1 protein-coding gene is annotated in these 230 nt (G+C 72.2%); it reads left to right on the top strand.

Annotation, left to right across the window (positions count from 1 at the left end):
• Positions 1-230 (top strand): hypothetical protein (locus tag AC1XDK_RS30900; protein WP_483353845.1); only part of this gene is annotated, 230 nt, incomplete at both ends.

The raw sequence follows: 230 nt of genomic DNA, 5'->3' as shown, positions 1-230 counted from the left end.
GTGGCTGCGCGGCGAGGCGCTGCTTCGGCTCAACGCCATCGACCAGGCCGCGCCGTTGATCGAGCGAGCGCTGGCGACCGCCGCCGCGGTCGATCCCGCCAGCAACCTGCGCGCCGAGGTGCTGCTGTCGGCAGGCGGCATCGCCACCGAACGCGCCGATGTCGGCCAGGCGCTGATCCACTATCAGGCCGCGCACGACATCTTCCAGACGATCGGCGACACGCGCAGCC

Source organism: Haladaptatus sp. HS23, from assembly GCF_056892285.1.
Note: the sequence above shows the minus strand (reverse complement) of the source record. Positions and strands in the feature narration are given on the sequence as shown.